The 18,520-nt window shown below is 42.7% G+C and carries 13 protein-coding genes; 4 read left to right on the forward strand and 9 right to left on the reverse strand.

Features of this window, described 5'->3' with window-relative positions; translation table 11 throughout:
* The first annotated feature begins 457 nt into the window (after positions 1 to 457).
* Together RA086_RS11625 and RA086_RS11630 are read left to right on the forward strand one after the other, a co-directional pair.
* Positions 458 to 949, forward strand: a complete 492-nt coding sequence (locus tag RA086_RS11625; RefSeq protein WP_308703950.1) for a hypothetical protein — start codon at positions 458 to 460, stop codon at positions 947 to 949.
* 622 nt (positions 950 to 1,571) lie between these two features.
* On the forward strand, positions 1,572 to 2,129 hold the full coding sequence (locus RA086_RS11630) for a hypothetical protein (RefSeq protein ID WP_308703951.1): 558 nt from the start codon (positions 1,572 to 1,574) through the stop codon (positions 2,127 to 2,129).
* Between the two features lie 95 nt (positions 2,130 to 2,224).
* On the opposite strand, the gene RA086_RS11635 is transcribed toward RA086_RS11630, so the two are convergent.
* The 7 genes from RA086_RS11635 to RA086_RS11665 all read right to left on the reverse strand — a co-directional run bounded on the left by RA086_RS11635 (position 2,225) and on the right by RA086_RS11665 (position 11,123).
* Positions 2,225 to 3,370 (reverse strand): ArgE/DapE family deacylase, encoded by a 1,146-nt coding sequence (locus RA086_RS11635; RefSeq protein WP_308703952.1) that lies wholly within the window; start codon positions 3,368 to 3,370, stop codon positions 2,225 to 2,227.
* 130 nt (positions 3,371 to 3,500) lie between these two features.
* Positions 3,501 to 5,483 (reverse strand): glucose PTS transporter subunit IIA, encoded by a 1,983-nt coding sequence (locus RA086_RS11640; protein WP_308703953.1) that lies wholly within the window; start codon positions 5,481 to 5,483, stop codon positions 3,501 to 3,503.
* A 324-nt stretch (positions 5,484 to 5,807) separates the two neighbouring features.
* Positions 5,808 to 7,394 carry a TIGR03766 family XrtG-associated glycosyltransferase gene (locus RA086_RS11645; RefSeq protein ID WP_308703954.1) on the reverse strand — a complete coding sequence of 529 codons (1,587 nt, stop codon included), beginning with the start codon at positions 7,392 to 7,394 and terminating at the stop codon, positions 5,808 to 5,810.
* A complete protein-coding gene (locus RA086_RS11650; RefSeq protein WP_308703955.1) occupies positions 7,384 to 7,812 on the reverse strand; it encodes a 6-carboxytetrahydropterin synthase in 429 nt (142 codons plus the stop codon). Before RA086_RS11650 ends, RA086_RS11645 begins: the two co-directional genes overlap by 11 nt.
* Positions 7,813 to 7,814: 2 nt before the next feature.
* Entirely contained in the window at positions 7,815 to 9,170 is a 1,356-nt protein-coding gene (locus RA086_RS11655) for a TIGR03111 family XrtG-associated glycosyltransferase (RefSeq protein ID WP_308703956.1), read from the reverse strand.
* Positions 9,170 to 9,769, reverse strand: coding sequence for an exosortase family protein XrtG (gene xrtG, locus RA086_RS11660; RefSeq protein ID WP_308703957.1), 600 nt, complete (start codon positions 9,767 to 9,769; stop codon positions 9,170 to 9,172). Before xrtG ends, RA086_RS11655 begins: the two co-directional genes overlap by 1 nt.
* A gap of 46 nt (positions 9,770 to 9,815) precedes the next feature.
* The gene (locus RA086_RS11665; RefSeq protein ID WP_308703958.1) at positions 9,816 to 11,123 is read right to left on the reverse strand and encodes a Firmicu-CTERM sorting domain-containing protein; all 1,308 of its coding nucleotides are present in this window, start codon (positions 11,121 to 11,123) and stop codon (positions 9,816 to 9,818) included.
* A 473-nt stretch (positions 11,124 to 11,596) separates the two neighbouring features.
* On the opposite strand from RA086_RS11665, the gene RA086_RS11670 reads away from it, so the two are divergent.
* Together RA086_RS11670 and RA086_RS11675 are read left to right on the forward strand one after the other, a co-directional pair.
* A complete protein-coding gene (locus RA086_RS11670; protein ID WP_308703959.1) occupies positions 11,597 to 12,007 on the forward strand; it encodes a peptide deformylase in 411 nt (136 codons plus the stop codon).
* Positions 12,008 to 12,024: 17 nt separating this feature from the next.
* Entirely contained in the window at positions 12,025 to 13,026 is a 1,002-nt protein-coding gene (locus RA086_RS11675; RefSeq protein ID WP_308703960.1) for an FAD:protein FMN transferase, read from the forward strand.
* 67 nt (positions 13,027 to 13,093) lie between these two features.
* Here the strand turns inward: RA086_RS11675 and RA086_RS11680 are convergent, their stop codons facing one another.
* Together RA086_RS11680 and RA086_RS11685 are read right to left on the reverse strand one after the other, a co-directional pair.
* Positions 13,094 to 14,287, reverse strand: coding sequence for a GGDEF domain-containing protein (locus RA086_RS11680; RefSeq protein ID WP_308703961.1), 1,194 nt, complete (start codon positions 14,285 to 14,287; stop codon positions 13,094 to 13,096).
* A 356-nt stretch (positions 14,288 to 14,643) separates the two neighbouring features.
* On the reverse strand, positions 14,644 to 18,090 hold the full coding sequence (locus RA086_RS11685; RefSeq protein WP_308703962.1) for a MucBP domain-containing protein: 3,447 nt from the start codon (positions 18,088 to 18,090) through the stop codon (positions 14,644 to 14,646).
* Positions 18,091 to 18,520: the final 430 nt, after the last annotated feature.

The following is an 18,520-nucleotide window of genomic DNA, read 5'->3' on the forward strand; positions in this document are numbered from 1 at the left end:
CACAACCAATTGTGCTACCCGTTTGCTTTCAATACTATATATAGTAGCTCATTTTTAAGAAACTGCCTATATGGTGTTATTGCCTGGTTAGGTAGCCAACAGCGATATTAACAACGTTTTCCGCGCTTATAATTAGCCAAAAAATTTGTTTTATATCAATCGATTGATAGATTTGGAATAATTAATTGATGACTTGAACGACCAGTCAGATGCGGACAGTGTCGCGATTTCATCATTATTTTCAAGCAAAGTTGCAACATAATCAATTGGTCAAAATTGAGTGATTAGCAATTTACTCGTAAACGGTAAGTTTTTTTGCCTCAATGACTCACGGTAAACTTAAATTTATTTATAAAGCGCAGCATTTCGGTTTCGATTACGACAAGCTTCATCTATAATGAGAGTTTGAGAGAACAAGAGTCGTGAGTGAAGCACTCCGACTTTGGAGGAGATTAGCATGAAAAGAGTAAGGGGACTATTGGGCATCGCGCTGATTCTAAGCATTGGCTTAGCCGGATGTCAGTCAGCAACCGGTGGGAATGGCGCGGCTGACAAACAAGTCAGCTCGGCGACTCCCACGATTAGCGCTGTGAGCAAGGTGCGCACAACGGATTACCTTGGCCGTTGGGTCAATTCATCTGAACGTTTAGCCTTATATTTAGATGCGAACCAACGCTTGGCTTTATTTCAGAGCGGGCACACCACCATTAAAGGCAATTTCAATTTAAAACTAGCGAAAAACAATCAGGCCACTTTGACACAAGCCAGTTTAGGCCAATCAACCTTAGCCTTGACGGACGCCACCAATATGACGTTAAAAACCGCTCATCAAACCATTCAGTTAACGAAAGACACCGGTTGGAGTCCGCAGCACAGTAAACTGCCGGCAACGACTAAGGTCGCTTTACAGGGGGCTTCCTTAATCCGCAATACCCCTTTGAAGCCTTAACGATTTAAAAGACCCACAGCCCATAAACTTGGGAGTTGTGGGCCTTTTTTATTAACCAACTAAAGGTTGAAAGTTAAAAATTGCCGGTCTGCACCACTACGTCAACAATCCGGTAATGAAAACTAGTCGACTACTGCCGCTTCCGGTTGTTGCCGATAACATGCGGACGAGGGACCGTCCGTGGTGTAAGGCCGGCAAAAGAACGCCGGTCAAACACTACCTGCACGTCCGATGCTATCAGCAACAACCTCCAGCTAAGTCAGTAGTTATTTACGGTTAGCGGAGTCAGTCAAAATCGGTGTGCAGTGTCGGCGAGATTAATCGGCGTTCTTGGCTGACTAATCTCGCGGGGCAATTCAAAGACGTGTTTTATCGGCTTGGAATTGAGGCGTCAGACCGTACCTTGGCTGGCGCCGTCCCCCACAGCACACCGATTTTGATTGACGGAGCGCTAAATTTAGGTAAGTCTACTTTAGGCTTATGGGTTACCGGTACTACAACATTTGTGATGCTTTTGAGTCTTTCAACCTTTAGTTAACCAAAAAGTCAGCTTTCACTTTAAGTGCATTTTACAAAATTTAATTGTAGACTTGACATAGGTTCAAGAAAGGGGTTCCATTTCATGACAAAATATATTGCTGAGATTAAACCATTAAACGCTGATAAGATTGGGACTGCGGCGCATGGGCAAGCCACTTTTGACTTAACTGCCGATCACTTGACCATTGACATTACCATGCATGATACGCCGGCAAACACCCAACATTGGGAACATTTCCATGGCTTTCCAACTGAAAAAGCGGCTCAAGTTGCGGGTCCCGCGCAAGACGCGAACGGTGACGGCTACATTGACCTGCCAGAAACTGAACCAGTTTCCGGGACGACCATGGTTCCCTTCAACGATGATCCAGCCGCAATGGACATTCCAAACGATAAGTACCCTGTGGCGGATAAGAACGGTGATTATCATTACACACGTGTCGTTTCGCTTGCCGACCTCACTAAAAAATTCAAGGCCGCATTTAACGATACTGACTTGAACTTGGCTCAACGCGTTGTCTACGTTCACGGCGTACCTGATAGTGTTAACTTACCCGCGACCGTTGCCGGTGCTGTTGGACCCTACGATGCTCACGTAACCTTACCAATTGCCGCTGGAAAAATCATTAAAGTTGATTAGAATCAGTTAACGCTAAAAAAACAAAATGGTTAGCCCAATTTCAATTAGAATTTGGGCTAACCATTTTTCTATGAGTACAACGACAAAAAGTTCTTTTATTGCAGATAACTAACGAATAAGTTTTCATAGAGCTTGATAAAATCAAGATACAGCTGTTTATCAATATTTTCATTAACTTGGTGCGGTGTGTCATTACCGGGGCCAAACATGATAAATGGAAAATCACTGGACTTCCCCTTCAATAAGTTTGACGCATCCGTCACCGCTGGAATGGCCACCTTTGGAATCGGCTGACCAGCATAGGTCGCGCCAATTTTAGCCGCTAAGTTGCTTAATCTAGTGTCCATGGGTGCTTGGACTGGATTCTGCGACATAAAGACAGTCATTGTTAAGTGGGCACCTTTAGCATTCTGCTGATCAACTAACTTTTGTAACGTTGCAATGGCAGTATCGTTGTCGAATTCTGGAATGGACCGAATATTTAGCTCCGTTTCCGCCTTGGCGGGAATTGAATTCACTTGATTACCGCCTTGCAAAACAGTGGCATTAAAGACAAGTTTACCCAACAAGTCACTTTGCCGATCACTATCACGAAAAGCGTGATTGGCTTGATTCAGTAAATCAATCAACGGATCTAACGCATTGTAACCTTGTTCTGGCATCGAACTATGCGCAGCTTTACCGGCGGATTCAATTCGAATATCGATTGATCCTTTCTGGGCAAAGGCAATGTTGTAGCCAGACGGTTCACCAATCAGCAGTGCATCGACATCTTGCATCGTCCCCGCCTCATAGAACTTCTGTGAGCCAGTTTCACCGACTTCTTCGGCAACCGTCGCCATCAATCGAATCCGGCCCTTAGTCAAGGTGTGCGCGGCATTGATTTCAATCATGGCAATGACCATCGCGGCCAAGCCACCCTTCATATCCGTCGCACCACGACCATAGAGCTTGCCACCCTTAGCCGTCAATTGAAACGGATCCGTATCCCACTGCTTGAGGTCGCCAGGTGTCACGACATCCATGTGTCCAGAAATTCCTAAAACTGAGCCACCACTCCCAATTTCGGCAACTAAATTACTACGCGTGGCGCTTAGTGGCATTAACTCAGCTTTAATTCCATGATCAGCAAACAACCGCTGTAAGTACTGAGCTACTTCTGTTTCATCATCATTAACGGATTTAATTTTAACTAAATCAGCAAAAATTTGAACTTTTTCGGCATTACTAAATACTGACATCGACACATCACCCTTTCTATATAAAGTTATCTTAACGCACATTTCAGTGACATTGGGCAAATCACGTTCGCAAAAAAAATGGCAACCTAAAATGAGCCCGGAAATTTTTCCAAGCTCATCTTATTAAAAATTATTTTGCCGCGTCTAACTTTGGCGTTTTATTTTTAGCTAACATTTTATCTGAGAATCCAAATAAGAAAACCAGTACGGTTGAAATAATTAACGTCCCATAATGTGAAATCAAATAGCCATAGAAATTACTGCCAATACCAACATTCGGCGTAATGAAGGCCGGAAAACCAATCAAGGAACCGGAAAGCGCGTAGTTATTGACTCGTAACAGACCGGTAATCAATCCACCAAAGGCACTCCCAATGCTGGCCCAAACGAAGACTCGCTTATATTTCAAGTTAACCCCGTATAAAGCCGGTTCAGTGACCCCGCAAAACGCTGAAACTGCGGCGGCCAGTGAGATTTCTTTTAACTTCTTATCTTTCGACTTCAGGAAGACTGCTAGAACGGCACCGCCTTGAGCAACCATCGTCACAGACAAGATAGCATTCAAGTAGCTATGACCATTGGTGGCAATATCGTTGATGACGATTGGAATGAGTCCCCAATGTAATCCGAAGATGACCATCGTTTGATATAATCCCCCAATGACGAATCCTGATAGTGCTGGACTAAAGTTGTAGATGGCCAAGATGCCGTCAGCTAAACCTTTACTGATAACAGTAATGATTGGGCCAACGCCAACCAGCACGATCACACTTAAAATCAAAGCCTCTAAAATTGGAATGAAGACGCTCCGTAAATAAAGTGGAATGACTTTTTTTAAGAATTTTTCCACGTACGCCCCCAACCAAGCCGCCACGATAATTGGGAAGACTGAGGCTGAATAAGAGACTAAATGTGTCGGGATGCCGAGAAATGAGATCTGGGCGGTTGCTGCCTTACCAGCTGCCGCGATAATCTGCGGATAGATCAAGATCCCCCCGACGATTGCTAAAACAATCGGATCCGAACCGAGCTTTTTTGCCGCCGTGAAGCCTAAAATAACTGGCAAGAAATAGAAGGTCGCATCACCAATGGCATTTAAGACCATGTACGTGCCACTTGTCGTACTTAATACTTTGAATCCAGTCAAGGCCGCCAGAATCCCTTTCAGAATCCCAGAGCCGGCTAAAATCCCGATGACCGGAATCATGGACGCCGTCATAACCCCAATGATATTCCCAAAACCATGTTGGATCAGTTCCAAAATATTTTGTGGGTGTTGCTTCTTTGCAGCGGCAGTCGTGTCCGCAACGGCTTGCTTAGTCGCATCATCATCCGCAAATTGTGACCCTAACTGGGCAATGACCGCGTCATACACATCGTTGACCGCGGGACCAATCACGACTTGATACTGGCCGCTACCCTTGGTCACATCAATCACACCATCTAGTCCGCTGATCACCGCTGTATTGGCGATACTTTCATCCTTTAAATAAAAACGTAGTCGCGTAATACAATGAATCAAACTTTTGATATTAGCTGGCCCACCGACATTCTTAATGATGTCATGCGCCAATTGATCATACTTGCCATCACCAACCGGTTCATCCGCTGGTTGCGAGGATGCCGCTGGCTTTGCCTTACCTGTCACCATAGCCACAGAATCACCCGCAGCGACCGCTTGATCGACTTCATTTAAAAATAATTGATAACCCATTGCGGCCGTGTTCGTGATAACGGTAATAATTGTGGTAGCTTTGCCAGCTTTTTTAACACTGGCCAGATCCATGGTTGCCATCGCTTGCCCAGCAGTGACTTGGTCACCCAATTTAACCATGATCTGATATGGCTTGCCGGCTAATTCGACCGTATCGATACCCATGTGTACCAGCACTTCCATGCCGTCAGCCGTCTTGACCCCAATCGCGTGTTTCGTACTCGCAATCATGGTTATGGCACCACTCACCGGCGCACTGATTTTGCCATCGCTTGGTTCAATGCCAAACCCTTTCCCCATCAGCCCTTTTGAAAAAACTGGATCGTGAATCACACTCAGTGGCACTAACTCCCCCGCGACCGGTGCAGTCACAGTTGTTTGCTTTAACTTCGCTGCCATTATTTGAACCTCCCCATCGATTTGTTGACGCTTACAATTATTAATGCGAATAAAAATTAATAATTTATTCGAACTTATTAATATAAATATATTTTACTGGTCTATTTCGTTAATTGAAAGCAAAACCGATGTTTTTTATTGATAGATAAATTAACCTACATCATAATTTCAAACCAATTAACCTCAAAACGCTCTGCAATAGTATTCTATCGAACCACCTTTCACAAGAGAAGAAAAGTGACATTTTTGATTGTAAGGATAACTAACAATTATTACCATCTAAAAAAGGTATTCAGCTATTAGGCCAAATACCAAAAACCACAACTATTCGTTGTCAATCTTAACACGATCTTTTTTTAATTCTAGATCATACCAGCCAAATAATCGTTGAAAGTTCACTACTACTCGTTCAAATGAAAAAGTACTTAGTAACAATAAGCATGGCAAATATTGAATCAAATACCGACTACGACCACCTTCAAACAAAAGTAAAAACATAAATCCACCAACCATTGACAACCGCAACATCTGGATTAAATCTCGACGCGGACCAAAACCGAGCGCAATAATGACCAATAACACAATCCACCAAAGCTGTGCTGCAAATCGAAAATCAGCAATGTGTCTGCCATATAAATAAATGTAATTTTTTAGTTTGTTACTAATGCCATGCTGATTTGGTTTTTGATTTTCACGAAAGAAATGACCTTCTTTCAACCAACCAAAAGTACCATCCGCGGTATTATTACGTTGTTTCATAATCAGAAACTTGAAATAGCCCCAACCACCCAACTTTTGTAAACGCCTTTTGAGCATTCTAATTGAGTAATCAGTCTTCTGCTTTTCTGTTGGTAGCACTGCCATTTCAATCGCTTGTTTCTCACTATAGCCACCCTCACCATAGACTCCCATCGCCATAAAGTGAATGGCGGGAATTGAACGTGAATAGTCTAATTTAATATAAGTTTGATTTTGAACTTTATCATTGACTATTTTATAAGTTAGACCCGCACTATCTACAATTAACACCAGCATAGCCAAAATTGTAAACACCCCACGACTTGTGAAATGTTTTCTTTGAACCAACCAAGCCAAAAGCTCAATAATGACAATGGCAATGACTGGAATAATTGATGATGGTTTCATAAAATATGTCAAAGTCACGAAGATGGCAAAAGCAACTGTCGCTGTTCCACGCAGCCACAAGGGCATCGTTGCCTTGCGCATTACAAAGTAACATAATAAGAAACCAGAAACGAGCGGCAAGACCCAAGCATCAGTATACGGCATAATAATACTTGGAAAAACAGCTAACCAACCAGCATGTAGATACATCGCTGCACCAAGCGCCCGTGGTTGTACAATTACAACACTCAATAGATTAAAAATTACCGATAAATCAACAAAAAATAGGGTAACATAATCAAAAAAAAGCCACGATGCTTGTCCACTAATTTCAGACAACCAATGCATAAATAACATAATTGGCATGTTGTTTTGGTTCAAACTATAGTAAGCAGTAACACCAATCTCTTGTACGTGTTTAGCACTCGTCGCAGCGTAGTGTAACATACCAGCATCGAATCCACTTACAGGATGAACGTAAGTCACGAAAAACACTTGACCAGCCAAGACGAATAATAATAGGATGCTTCCGGTAATCAATTGATGTGTCACAAAAATACTGACCAGACTAGCATGCACTCGTGGATAAGCATAATTCATAATCAGGATTGCCAGAATACCAATAACCAACCCACTTGTCATCATTGTTGTACTAGTCCCAAAAGTTGCATTATCCCCAATAATAATATTAGACGAAGTCAACGCAAAAAAAAGCATTAGAAAGAACAAGACCCGCCAAGCCAGATTAATTGTAGACTGACTAAAATTATAAAACTTACGCATCATTGTTTCCTGACTTTTGTTGTTCAGTATCAACCTCTTGTTCAGTTGGAAATTTCCGCTCAGTCACGTCAATACAAAACGATCGCGTGGGTGAATCGCTGACTTCAATTCGCAAAAGTACCGCATTGTTTTGGCGTAAAATACCATCAATATTGTCAAAAAGATATTCGGTCACATTTTCCACAGTTGGATTAATGACCTTGAACTCTGGTAAATCATTTAAAAACTTACCAGATAACCCATCAATAGCTTTATTCAGCGACTTCTCGATGTCAAAAAAAGAAACCATCCCTTCAAACACATGCAACTCACAAATGATTTCCCAAGTATGATTGTGTTTCTTACCCGTTCCTGACTTCCAACGGACTGCATGACTCGCATTAACATAAGATTTAATTTTATATGAACGTTGTTTAGCCATCCTCATTTTCCTCTCTTATCTCGACGACGCTGTTCACGAATCGTTTCAACATCATCCCGGACAACACTCTTTAATTGTGACATTTCCTGACCGAAGCCACGCATTTGCCAAGTCGCCCTCGTCGTCATTGCATTAATGATTCCAACTAAGCGAATCCACGAACTGACAAACATATAAAACGGCAATGTCAAAGTTATCCACCATAAATGCAAATAGTAACGACGCTCACCAGGATATTTAAGTAGCAACACACCCACACTGAGATAATTAATTACAGCGACAAATACATAAAGTGCATAGATCAATAAATAGGAAAGCAGCATCACCAATGAAGAATAACCAAAGGCAATCAACACAAAACTGGCAAAAGTCCAAATCATCCTTGGAAAACTAAAAGTGTGATCAATCATTACCCGTCGGATTAAAAAGTTATTAAAGAAACGCTTCAGACTCGCCGATCGATTCATATAGTTTTGGGTGACTTCCATTTCACCTCGTTGCCACCGTTGCCGTTGCGTATATAACTCCCCCATACCAGAGATTGGCTCGATATAAAAAATCGCATCCGCACAAATGACAACCTTTTTCCCCAGGCGCGTTCGAATCTGAAAGGTCATGTCAGTATCCTCCCCAATCGTATCAATATCATAAAGGAAGGTCTGCATAAGAACTTCGCGACGAAAAGCCGAAAAAGCCCCTGACATCGTAAATAGTTGATCACGTGAAGATTCAATCGTCCGACCAGAAAGAAAGGCCTGCGCATATTCATAATATTCATTTTTAGCAAGAAACTTATGCCACTTGCCCTTAATCCCATCAATCAATGCCCGTTTAGGTAAAATTGCGCCAGTCATGGCCGCAATGCTGAGATCATTTTCAAATCGCAAGACCATATTTTTAACCGCATTCGGTTCCAGCAAACCATCACTATCAATATTGATAATATAGGTCCCAATGCTTTCATAAATCGCGGTATTCAAAGCCCGTGCTTTACCTTGATCAGTATTAACATACCGTAAGATCAATTCTGGAAAAGTATTTTGTGCACGGGCATAGGCACCAAAACTGTCATCTGTACTTTTATTGTTAGCTAACACAATCTGCATGGCCTTTTTTGAATAAGTCTGATTATTGATCGATTCAATACATTCAAAGAGCGTATCTTCTGAATTATGAACCGGCACAATAATCGTTACCCAAGGCCATTTACCTGGCGGGATTAACTTTGGCTCATGTTTGTGCATCCGCATCAACTTAATCGTCGATACGATTGCTGGAATGATTTCCACGACAATTGGGATTAGCGCCCAAGTGATCCAGAAACCCATTCTGGTCAGTGCTAGATTAATCCAGTACATCACAACTTATCGTGCCTCCAATCCAGAAATTCTCGATAGATTCCACGTGCCAACTGTGAATAAGTAAAAACGTTGTAATACAAGGCAATCACTAAAACGTAAAACACCAGTCGTCCAATGATTGAATGGGCAATAAAGAACGTTTCACCACCGCCAAAATGCACGATAACAATCACAACAACCAACCGTAAAACATTAATCAAGTAAATATAAACTAGGCCAAAAAGGCCATAGAACACTTTTTCTTTGCGTTCATACATCGGGAAAAACGCCACCAAAGCAATAAACGCACAGGTTTCAATAATTCCAGAACATTCATAATCAATTGACATCATGACCGCATTTTGACCATTACCGATGTAAACAAGTCCAGATTTAAACAGGACAGTGCACCAATTCGTGATATCACTGAATAGGGCCACACCATGGATAACTGCATGGGTGAAAAACCACACCCAATACGGCCGACTAATCGCTGAAAGGATAAAGAAAAGTCCAGCACTCCCAATAATAAATAAATAAGCGGAAAGCTGGGCTCGCTTTAGCACTGACAGGACGTAAAGCCATACTACAGTTCCCAGTATGATAGTTACGTTCATTTCACATCAGTCCTATTAATTAACTTGTCAAACATTGTAATCCAAATTACTTACCACTCATTCGACGTCCTTTACGCGTCAATAGACCAGCTTTGCGAAGCCGATAATAACCAAATCCCACAATGGCAACACCAATACCAGAAATCAAGATCGGCCCTGTTGACCCACCGGCCACTGTGACTTTCTGACTCGTAATGTTTGGGTTGTACATCGTAATTGTTTGCCCTGTCATCGAAGATACACCAAGCTTACCCAAACTAACTTTAAACTCAGCAATATTATACCCATCTTTACTGGAAACATAGCCAGTCCCAACATCAATGCCTTGGTCGTCAGCCTGGTTATCGGCACCTTTAAAGGTAACCTTTTGCGCACTGCCCTCAGCGACCTGAGAGCTCGGCATGTCTTTGGACCAAACATAAACTTTTTTACCACCAATATCGAAGTCATAATCACCATAGCCTGGCACAGTACCATACTTCATGACAACATAGACATAAACAGCATCGCCATCACTTACCATGGCAAACTTACCACTATCGTATTGACCACCTGTCAGTGTGACATTCTTCCAGTCAGCAAATTTACCATCGATCACAATATTCAGATTATCATTATCGTTATTTGCATTGCCATCCGTGGTCGTGGTGTCTTTCGAACTAGAATCCGCTTTACCATCAATGACCCCGGCAGCCGTTGAGCTAGAGCTGACACTACTGCTAGAGCTACTTGAAACAACACTACTACTGGTGCTACTACTGCTTGAAGCGGCACTACTACTATCACTACCTGAATTTCCCATTGAGGTCACCGTTGTCGTAGCTGCATTACTCCCAATATTAGGGTTAGTGAAAGAGGCTTGTTTTCCGACAACTGTGCCATTAAGTCCAAATGACTTCAGGTTGACTCTAAATTCGCCATAATTATTTTTACCATCATTCATCACATAACCGTTACCCACTGTGCCGTACTGTGTGCCATCATAGTCGGACCCACCAGTGACCGTAACCGCTTTGGTTTTACCACTGTCAACACTAGTATCGCTCAACCATGCATGATAAGTTTTACCATTGATTATAAAAATATAATCACCATGTGTTGGCACATTACCATTTTGCATTTTGACATACACATTGAGGTAACGACCATTATCAACTAATGCGGTTGACCCGTTATAACCATTAGTCAATGTCGCGCCACTCCAGTCCGAGAACTGACCATCAATTGAAATGGCTGAACTCGTACTGTTGGCTGCCGACGAAGCGGCATTAACCGTCGTCGGTCCCGTTAGCGTGACAAGGCCTGTCAAACCTAAAACTGCCGCGCCCAAAATCATTAATCTTCGTAACTTCATAATGTCAGCTTCCCTCCAAAATTAAGAAACTTTCAATACTCTACTCGCTGTCTTCATCGTGCTTGCATCATTATGCTTATTAATTATCGGTTTCTGCTTATACTATGCCACTACCACAATGATTAAACAAGATAACAATTGCCACGCTCAAATCGTCCCTACCACCAAGCTTTTCGAGGCTTAAATGTTCGGCTTGATTACTAACTAATCTTCGTAAAGACACATAAGATTAAGCTTTTAATCAATTGATTCAATCAGTTTAAGTGCTTTAACTATTATTGCTACCAATAAATTTAAGTGGCAACAAATAAAGTTAAACCAATTCGATTTTATAGTCATATCTTATGTCCACCTACATTGTACTAGCTTTCGTCGAAATTGGCGAACGATATTCTCACAAATTGACAACCCTTGCGTTGTGCCACCAATGGCCGCTATAATAGCCTTACTACACTTTATTGGGAGGAAATTTCATGATTAAACCGGTTGTGCATGATCCAGCTATTTTGAGTCAAGTCGCCGTCCCCGCGACTAAATTAGACGCAAACACTGTCACTGATTTATTAGATACATTGCAAGCCAACTCAGCTAATTGTGTCGGGATGGCGGCCAACATGATTGGTGTCAACCAACAAATTATTGTTGTGCAAATGGGGCCTGTCGCAGTACCAATGCTTAATCCTAAAATCATTAAACAACAACTGCCCTATCAAACCACGGAAGGTTGCTTGTCGTTAACTGGTGAGCGGCCCACTAAACGTTACAAACAAATCACGGTTCAATTTTTGGACCGTCAATTTCAATCACAGCAACAAACATTTTCTGATTTTATTGCACAAATTATTCAACATGAAGTCGACCATTTGGCCGGTATTTTGATTTAGCATAGGACTGATAAATTATGGAAACAATCAATTTTAATGGTCGACCGGCAACGCCAATGCTGGCACAACAACGGCGCCATATGGCTCATTTTGCCCTTGGCACCGATATTGATCTGACCCTCTTTGGTAGTGACAGTAACGCTTATCTTCAACACGCGTGTGACTTAATCGACCAATATGAAGATCGGCTGACAGTGAATCGTTCACAATCGGAAGTCATGGCTATCAACCAAAGCGCTCGCGTCACACCGGTTCAAGTTAGTGCCGCCACCTACAGTTTAGTCAAAAAGGCAATTACGTTGAGTCAGCAACATTTTGGCTTTAATGCTTTAATTGGGCCATTAGTAAAGCTATGGCGAATCGGATTCAACGACGCCCAAGTTCCTACACCAGCGGAAATTGACGACCGTCTATTACTAGTCGACCCCGAACAGGTGAGTTGTGACGATCAAAACCTAAGTGTTTATTTAAAACGCCCAGGTATGGAACTAGATCTGGGCGGCATCGCCAAAGGTTACATTGCCGATCGTATCCAAGATTATTGGGAAGCCTTTGGCCAACGTGCCGGCATGATCAATCTTGGCGGCAACCTACTGATGGTCGGTGATTCCCCACTTCACGCAGACCACGATTGGCGCGTGGGCATTCAAAATCCCCTCTCACCACGTGGCAATGCGATTGCCAGCGTCCAAATCGGCCCTTGTTCGGCAGTCACCAGTGGTATTTACGAACGCCACTTGGAGGTAAACGGCAAATCCTACCATCATATTCTGGATTCAAAGACCGGCTATCCTCGTCAAAATGACTTGTTGAGCGTCACTATTTTTTCAAAAGCTTCCATTGATGGTGAGATTGAAACAACTCGGCTTTTCTTCGCTGGTAAACCTGAAGCTGGTTGGGGCATTGACCGTGATGATTTGTATGGCGCAATTTTTGTCACCAAAGAAAAGCAGATTCAGGTTGTGGGCTTACCAACTGCAAGTGTTACTTTGCTGGATGATAACTTTACGATTGATTAAAAAATAACGTCACGACTAATTGACAGCCGTGACGTTATTTTAGTGTAGTGCTTTAAATGATCAAATCTTAATTTGTGGTGATTGTTTTTCCTTCAACGGTAATGCGATCACGACCAGCTTTCTTAGACTGATAGAGATACTGATCTACGCGAGTAAACCAACTCGTAAACGTCAGGTCTTCCGGTTGCAGTTGTGAAATACCAAAAGAAACGGTCACTTGTAAGGATTCCCCATTAAACTTTAACGTTTGGGCTTCTAAATCATGTCGAATCGTCGTAATCGATGTCGTGGCATCAGCCACCGGCACCGCGCGAAAGATGACAACAAATTCTTCGCCACCATAACGGAATAATTCACCATGCGATTTATGTGCCACCAATTCATGTTCGAAATGGTCCGCAACATATTTCAAAACCGCATCTCCCGTGGTGTGACCATGCAAATCATTGAACTGTTTAAAATGATCAATGTCGAACATTGCCATCGTTACTGGCACCCGGGTTCGTTTCCGGTAAACTTCAAAGACTTCAGCGGTGACGGTATCAAAGCTGGCCCGGTTACGCACACCCGTCAGCTCATCAAAGTTCACCTGTTGGCTCAACAACGTGTAACGTTCCATCGCTTTGCTCATCCACTGAATTCCCATATGCAATAGACCAATGTAGCCCATAAAGCCAACCAACATAAATAACGTAAATAATAAATTAAATGGATGGATCGACCAAATGATGAACCACCAAGTCCCACCGTACACAGCTTGAAGTGAAAAGTATTGCCACTTGGAGGCCATGACTTCGGTCCGATGACGAGAGAAATAGATAATTCCGACAATTAATAGCGCAACCATAATGACAAAAATCGGGATATATTGCGTACTTGATCCCAAATAAATCCCCTGGCTATAAATAAAAATTGGCATAATGATATTGATCATTCCAATTGTCGGACCCCACATGGTATACAACGCAAATAATAAAATGGTGAGTTGCGCTGTCGCATAAGACCACGTCAACACGGAACCAGAATTGATCGCATAGACCGCCGAACGGACGATCAACATGCTTAGCAGCACACTGCCTGTTTCAGCGAGATGTACGAGCAACGTAAAATGACGATTTCGTAATCGTAACGCGCGATGCTCAAGGACGTACGTCATAATTGACATCAACGCAATCAGACCGGTTGTCATGAATGCGATGATAAGTGTCTTCATATTAAAAATATTGGTTAGAAATTGGACTAAATGTTGATCTATTTGCACATTAGTTACCTCGTCTGATTAAATCCTAAAAAGATATCGTTGTTAAGCGTACCATGAAATCCAGCACATTGTTAGTCACAAAAAGACGGAAACTAGCAATCAGCGCTTAAATGTAACCGCTTCATAAAATTCTCATGTGATAAAGTTGCTGCCAAAATAAAGTAACCTAAAATTACGTTAATTATTTTGGACGGTTGACTAACCATTCTACTGGCAATCACTACTTTTGGCAATGATTTTCTATCAAGCTGTCGAAATCTATTGCCGTTACCACGTAGTCTTTTAAGTTATTAGCCTAAAAAAATTTGCTAAAAAGCCGACCCGTTTTTCAACGACTCGGCTTTTTTTACAATTATTTAGTGACGTTTGCGGGCAACAACATAGGCCATTGCGCCCATTAATAATGCGCCCAAAGCTTTGAACCAACTCGCATGAGTTTCATCGGTTTGTGGTAATTGATCGCCTTGATCAGCCGTGTGACTGACCGGCTGTAAATTTGAATCATCCGTTCTGGTTGCCACCGGTGCCGGTGTGGCGTGGCGTGGTGTCACGCCAACACTAGGCTGCACTGCCTCAACACGTTTTGACTCAGTAGTAGGTGTTGGTGTGCTAACAGGTTCAGCAGTTTTAGACTTATCAGCTTCCTGATGGCTTGCCACTGATTGACCTACTTCAGGCATTTTATCATCAGACTGAGCAGTTCCTGAATCATCCTGTTCTGGGTGATCTGATTCGGGAGTTTCTAACCCTGGCGTTTCTGAGTCCGAATCATCCTGTTCTTTTTCTCCTGGCTCTGGTGCCCATGGTCCTGGTGTACCCGGTTCTGGTGTTCCTGGTTCTGGTGTTCCTGGTTCTGGTGTTCCTGGCCCTGGATTCCCTGGTTCTGGATTCCCTGGTTCGACGTCAGTTTCAGCAAGTTCATAGACAAATGTTAAGTTCCCGCCATTTTCATCAAAAGTTCCGGTTGCTGAACCCTGGGTTGTCTTCAGACGATAACCGTCAATTGTCAACGCGGCCGTTTCATAAGCACTACCAACTTCACCAGTTAATACGACCTCTTTGGCGATGGCTTGTCCTTTTTCATCAACATAATGAATCGTAAGCGTCCCATTTTTAGCCGCAATTTTTCGATAAATAAACTTGACAGTCTGGGTTTGATCACCCAACGTGCCACTAGTTTCCCCCTCTACTTTGACAAGTTCGTAGCCAGCAATCTGCTTGGCTTCGGCAGAATACGCTTCGCCCATTTTCCCATTAAGGGTCATTTCGTCCGCAATAGTTTGGCCGTTTTCATCCACATATTGAACCGTGATCGGTTGTGCTTCACCCGCATCCGCAGCATCTTTCACATAATGGTAAACCACGGTTGTCGATTGTTTAGCAAACTGACCGGTTTGATTTGCCGGTGTTTCAACGAGTGTATAGCCGTCAATTTCTTTAGGCTCAGTTTGATACGCACTGTCCACTTTACCCGTCAACTTTTCGTCGGCACTGATTGTCTTCCCGTTTTGGTCGACATATTGGACCGTCACTTCACCCGCCTTGCGATAAATAACCGTGTAGCTGTTGTCCCAATCTTGATAGTAAGCGTCAGGTAAGCTATCTGCAAAATAGCCCGGAATCTCTTTAGCCGTTGGGAACTTGATCTGATCGCCAAACTTCCCGGTTAGTTGGACGTCCGCTCCCGCTGAAGTACCATCTTCATATTCATAATGGACCGTCGCCGTTTTTGATTTGATACGGAAGACCAGTTGAATCGTCTGGTCGCCAACGTATTTTCCGTGAACCTGATTACCGGTTACTGTAACCAATTGACCGTTATCCGTGGCTTGCACAAAGTCATAGCCAGGTAAAAATGGTAAAGTTGCTTGCCAGTCATCGCCAAATGTCCCTTGTTGACCAGGAATAGTCGCGTTCGGAATTGGTTGGCCATTTTCGTCTACGACTTCGAAGTTGACCGCTGGCTTCACGGGTGCCAACACATAAGTCAAATGCGCCAGGTCCTTGTTTGGTGTCCAATTTGATGACCCTTTAATTTCTTTGATACCGTAATGTTGTCCCTTCAAGGCCTGTAACCGATCACGAACTTGCTGATCACCATTGACATCATAAGGCTGATCTAGTGGCTGATTGAGCACGACATCTGATCCTAAATGTTGGCCATTTTCATCCACAAACTCAATTTGAATCGAGCCACTGTCATCATTCACGATTTCAAATGGAATCAGAACATAACCGTCACAAGGATAACCATGCGCGCCCATCCAGTCGTCATGCCATTGATACTTCAAATAGCCGCTCTGCTTAAAATTCGTCCATTCAATTGTCGTGTCAGTTAGGTTAGTACCATCCGCATCCGACCCCGCCACTGGTGTAATGGCTAAATTCTTATCCCGGTTTTGTCCAAAGGCAAAAGATGGTGTCACTAATTTGCCAGTTTTTGGATCAACATTTAATTGGACCGTGTCTTTCAGAGTCACTTTTTGATTAGCAATCGTCACTGACTTAGGTAGCGTGGATAGTGAACTTGCTAGCGGTGAAAAGTCAGAAATGTGATTATAGGATAAACTCAACTGTTCCAAATGCAGTCCTGCCAATCCCGAAATATCATCGATGTCATTCATTTGAACATTGATTTCGACCAAATGCTCATGATTTTTTAATGCACTGATATCCTTGAGTTTGCCGTAAATAACTAATTTATCTTGCCATTTCTCATTAGCATCCAAGTCTGGCGTAAACCAGAAATTTTCTAAATTAGTCGCGTATTCTAGTCCCGCTAAGCTAACTGTATTCATCACCGCAAAATAAAAGTCGCGATCCTGTTCTTGATGGTCTGTCGCAATGAAATACTTTTTAAGCTGACTCATCATCGCTTGCGTGATTTGATTGACATCGGTTAGTCCAAGACCTAATTCATCGTTAATAACCCATAATGTCACTAATTGGAAATTCTTATCTGGCATCCAAGTATTGATATCCACTTCAGCTTTAGCATTTCTGACCGGTGCGGCCGTTGCCGATTGTGACATTGGCTTGGCAGATTCTGCTTGCGTTTCAGTTGGCTTAGCCGATTCACTTTCAACAATCGGCTGAGTCAAATTCACATCTGCCGTGGATTCAGCAGCTAAGTCGTCACCGTTGCTCGCAACCGCCATTGAATCGGCAGAAGTTGCGACTGAATCTGGTGCTGAGGTCGCTGAATCGGCTAAGCTGTCAGCCGGTGCTGACTGATCAGTCGTCTCATCGGCACTCGTGGTGCTAGAAACAGGCTTTTGGTCATTAGCACTGGTAGCAGGTTTCGAGGCTGAACTCGTGGTCACTTCTGGCGCAGTACTCGTTGCCGACCCAGTTGCCTCTGGCGCTTCACTGGTATTAGGCGCATTTTCTGCTTCTTGCTCAGTTCCAGTAGCGGTTGACTCAGTTGCAGCTGGTGCTTCACTAGCCTTTGCCGTGCTAGCCGCTGAGGTCTGACCTTGATCTGTCGCACTGGTTTCAGGTTTAGTTGTAACCATTGACTCAGTTGCGGCTGGTGCTTGTGATGTCATCAATTGATCCTTGTCAGCGCTGTCATTTTTAGTTGCATTTAATTCTGGCAACTTGACTTCGATTGGATTCGTGACAGGTTTATCTTTGTCAACGGTTACATTTTGACTAACTGCTTCTGTCGCTGGTTCGTTATTTGCGGCCAACACTTCAACTTGGCTCCCGACGATGGCAATGGTTGCGGTCATTCCCATAATAACCCACATTTTACCTTGTTTGTACATTTTATAATGACGCTTAGTTTTTGATAATTGCATTTGTTTACTCCCCCTGTTTTGGCTTATCGTTATCAATCAACTGCTATAGTATACATTAGGTTTATTCAATTGTTCAACGCTTTTTTGTCAGCAATAAAATTGCGTGCTAACGATTTTACGAGCATTACAGGGTTTCAAAGCACATAAAAAAAGATATTTTTTTTTGGCAATTAAGCGATAAAACAATTGATATCAACAATTTTATAAAACGCTTTCACACGCTAAAACACTGGATTTTCAGCATTTATCCGTCATTATTTGTCAAATTATAATTAGATTGAATAAAAAATTGATCTTTTTCCAGAAATAATGATTCATCCGTTTAAGCCTAAAGTTCAACTCCAAGTCGATTCAACGATTTGCTTAGCGTTCATATAATTGGTATTTCTTATAGTTGTAACTGACCCCAACCCTAAATGCTTTCAGCACA

This window comes from Lactiplantibacillus brownii (genome assembly GCF_031085375.1).
In the GTDB taxonomy this organism is placed as follows: Bacteria; Bacillota; Bacilli; order Lactobacillales; family Lactobacillaceae; genus Lactiplantibacillus; species Lactiplantibacillus brownii.

Excerpts from the sequence above, each read along its gene's own strand:
- RA086_RS11670 (WP_308703959.1), top strand. The coding sequence starts at position 11,597 with ATGATTAAACCGGTTGTGCATGATCCAGCTATTTTGAGTCAAGTCGCC.
- RA086_RS11665 (WP_308703958.1), bottom strand. The coding sequence starts at position 11,123 with ATGAAGTTACGAAGATTAATGATTTTGGGCGCGGCAGTTTTAGGTTTG.
- RA086_RS11685 (WP_308703962.1), bottom strand. The coding sequence starts at position 18,090 with ATGCAATTATCAAAAACTAAGCGTCATTATAAAATGTACAAACAAGGT.
- RA086_RS11645 (WP_308703954.1), bottom strand. The coding sequence starts at position 7,394 with ATGATGCGTAAGTTTTATAATTTTAGTCAGTCTACAATTAATCTGGCT.
- RA086_RS11625 (WP_308703950.1), top strand. The coding sequence starts at position 458 with ATGAAAAGAGTAAGGGGACTATTGGGCATCGCGCTGATTCTAAGCATT.
- RA086_RS11630 (WP_308703951.1), top strand. The coding sequence starts at position 1,572 with ATGACAAAATATATTGCTGAGATTAAACCATTAAACGCTGATAAGATT.
- RA086_RS11650 (WP_308703955.1), bottom strand. The coding sequence starts at position 7,812 with ATGGCTAAACAACGTTCATATAAAATTAAATCTTATGTTAATGCGAGT.
- xrtG (WP_308703957.1), bottom strand. The coding sequence starts at position 9,769 with ATGAACGTAACTATCATACTGGGAACTGTAGTATGGCTTTACGTCCTG.
- RA086_RS11655 (WP_308703956.1), bottom strand. The coding sequence starts at position 9,170 with ATGTACTGGATTAATCTAGCACTGACCAGAATGGGTTTCTGGATCACT.
- RA086_RS11640 (WP_308703953.1), bottom strand. The coding sequence starts at position 5,483 with ATGGCAGCGAAGTTAAAGCAAACAACTGTGACTGCACCGGTCGCGGGG.
- RA086_RS11675 (WP_308703960.1), top strand. The coding sequence starts at position 12,025 with ATGGAAACAATCAATTTTAATGGTCGACCGGCAACGCCAATGCTGGCA.
- RA086_RS11635 (WP_308703952.1), bottom strand. The coding sequence starts at position 3,370 with ATGTCAGTATTTAGTAATGCCGAAAAAGTTCAAATTTTTGCTGATTTA.